1 rRNA gene is annotated in these 3,222 nt (G+C 57.0%); it reads right to left on the bottom strand.

The annotated features are described in order from the left end of the window. Positions 1–42 precede the first annotated feature (42 nt). Positions 43–3,165, bottom strand: a 23S ribosomal RNA gene (locus KCH87_RS48325). Positions 3,166–3,222 lie beyond the last annotated feature (57 nt).

Genomic DNA, 3,222 nt, shown 5'->3' with positions numbered 1-3,222 from the left:
ACGGTCGTTGCCTCAGAACTAACACAGTGGACGCGAGCAACTGAGGACAAGCCCTCGGCCTATTAGTACCAGTCAGCTCCACCGGTTACCCGGCTTCCACATCTGGCCTATCAACCCAGTCGTCTACTGGGAGCCTTACCCCATCTAGTGGGTGGGAACACTCATCTCGAAGCAGGCTTCCCGCTTAGATGCTTTCAGCGGTTATCCCTCCCGAACGTAGCCAACCAGCCATGCCCTTGGCAGAACAACTGGCACACCAGAGGTTCGTCCGTCCCGGTCCTCTCGTACTAGGGACAGCCCTTCTCAATGTTCCTGCGCGCGCAGCGGATAGGGACCGAACTGTCTCACGACGTTCTAAACCCAGCTCGCGTACCGCTTTAATGGGCGAACAGCCCAACCCTTGGGACCGACTCCAGCCCCAGGATGCGACGAGCCGACATCGAGGTGCCAAACCATCCCGTCGATATGGACTCTTGGGGAAGATCAGCCTGTTATCCCCGGGGTACCTTTTATCCGTTGAGCGACGGCGCTTCCACAAGCCACCGCCGGATCACTAGTCCCGACTTTCGTCCCTGCTCGACCCGTCGGTCTCACAGTCAAGCTCCCTTGTGCACTTACACTCAACACCTGATTGCCAACCAGGCTGAGGGAACCTTTGGGCGCCTCCGTTACTCTTTAGGAGGCAACCGCCCCAGTTAAACTACCCATCAGACACTGTCCCTGATCCGGATCACGGACCCAGGTTAGACATCCAGCACGACCAGACTGGTATTTCAACGACGACTCCCCCTGAACTGGCGTCCAGAGTTCACAGTCTCCCAGCTATCCTACACAAGCCGAACCGAACACCAATATCAAACTGTAGTAAAGGTCCCGGGGTCTTTCCGTCCTGCTGCGCGAAACGAGCATCTTTACTCGTAGTGCAATTTCACCGGGCCTATGGTTGAGACAGTCGAGAAGTCGTTACGCCATTCGTGCAGGTCGGAACTTACCCGACAAGGAATTTCGCTACCTTAGGATGGTTATAGTTACCACCGCCGTTTACTGGCGCTTAAGTTCTCAGCTTCGCCACACCGAAATGTGACTAACCGGTCCCCTTAACGTTCCAGCACCGGGCAGGCGTCAGTCCGTATACATCGCCTTACGGCTTCGCACGGACCTGTGTTTTTAGTAAACAGTCGCTTCTCGCTGGTCTCTGCGGCCACCCCCAGCTCAGGACGTACAGCCCATCACCGGATGTGGCCCCCCTTCTCCCGAAGTTACGGGGGCATTTTGCCGAGTTCCTTAACCATAGTTCACCCGAACGCCTCGGTATTCTCTACCTGACCACCTGAGTCGGTTTAGGGTACGGGCCGCCATAAAACTCGCTAGAGGCTTTTCTCGACAGCATAGGATCATCCACTTCACCACAATCGGCTCGGCATCAGGTCTCAGCCTCATGTGCGACGGATTTACCTACCGCACGGCCTACACCCTTACCCCGGGACAACCACCGCCCGGGCTGGACTACCTTCCTGCGTCACCCCATCACTCACCTACTACAAGTCTGGTCCGTCGGCTCCACCACTCCCCTTTGCCCGAAGGCTCCAGGGCGGCTTCACGGACTTAGCATCGCCTGATTCAATGTTTGACGCTTCACAGCGGGTACCGGAATATCAACCGGTTATCCATCGACTACGCCTGTCGGCCTCGCCTTAGGTCCCGACTTACCCTGGGCAGATCAGCTTGACCCAGGAACCCTTAGTCAATCGGCGCACACGTTTCTCACGTGTGAATCGCTACTCATGCCTGCATTCTCACTCGTGAACCGTCCACCACTGCCTTCCGGCGCGGCTTCACCCGGCACACGACGCTCCCCTACCCATCCATACAGGCGTTGGCCCTATGTGTATGAATGACACGACTTCGGCGGTACGCTTGAGCCCCGCTACATTGTCGGCGCGGAATCACTAGACCAGTGAGCTATTACGCACTCTTTCAAGGGTGGCTGCTTCTAAGCCAACCTCCTGGTTGTCTCTGCGACTCCACATCCTTTCCCACTTAGCGTACGCTTAGGGGCCTTAGTCGATGCTCTGGGCTGTTTCCCTCTCGACCATGGAGCTTATCCCCCACAGTCTCACTGCCGCGCTCTCACTTACCGGCATTCGGAGTTTGGCTAAGGTCAGTAACCCGGTAGGGCCCATCGCCTATCCAGTGCTCTACCTCCGGCAAGAAACACACGACGCTGCACCTAAATGCATTTCGGGGAGAACCAGCTATCACGGAGTTTGATTGGCCTTTCACCCCTAACCACAGGTCATCCCCCAGGTTTTCAACCCTGGTGGGTTCGGTCCTCCACGACCTCTTACAGCCGCTTCAACCTGCCCATGGCTAGATCACTCCGCTTCGGGTCTTGAGCGCGCTACTAAACCGCCCTATTCGGACTCGCTTTCGCTACGGCTTCCCCACACGGGTTAACCTCGCAACACACCGCAAACTCGCAGGCTCATTCTTCAAAAGGCACGCAGTCACGACGTTGCATGCAAGCATGCAACGCGACGCTCCCACGGCTTGTAGGCACACGGTTTCAGGTACTATTTCACTCCGCTCCCGCGGTACTTTTCACCATTCCCTCACGGTACTATCCGCTATCGGTCACCAGGGAATATTTAGGCTTAACGGGTGGTCCCGCCAGATTCACACGGGATTTCTCGGGCCCCGTGCTACTTGGGTGTCTCTCAAACGAGCCGCTGATGTTTCGACTACGGGGGTCTTACCCTCTACGCCGGACCTTTCGCATGTCCTTCGCCTACATCAACGGTTTCTGACTCGTCTCACGGCCGGCAGACCGTAAAAGAGAGATCCCACAACCCCGCACACGCAACCCCTGCCGGGTCTCACACGTATACGGTTTGGCCTCATCCGGTTTCGCTCGCCACTACTCCCGGAATCACGGTTGTTTTCTCTTCCTGCGGGTACTGAGATGTTTCACTTCCCCGCGTTCCCTCCACACACCCTATGAGTTCAGATGTGGGTGACAGCCCATGACGACTGCCGGGTTTCCCCATTCGGAAACCCCCGGATCAAAGCCTGGTTGACGACTCCCCGGGGACTATCGTGGCCTCCCACGTCCTTCATCGGTTCCTGGTACCAAGGCATCCACCGTGCGCCCTTAAAAACTTGGCCACAGATGCTCGCGTCCACTGTGCAGTTCTCAAACAACGACCAGCCACCCACCACCCC

This window comes from Streptomyces sp. GESEQ-35 (assembly GCF_017948485.1).
Taxonomy (GTDB): domain Bacteria; phylum Actinomycetota; class Actinomycetes; order Streptomycetales; family Streptomycetaceae; genus Streptomyces.
Note: the sequence above shows the minus strand (reverse complement) of the source record. Positions and strands in the feature narration are given on the sequence as shown.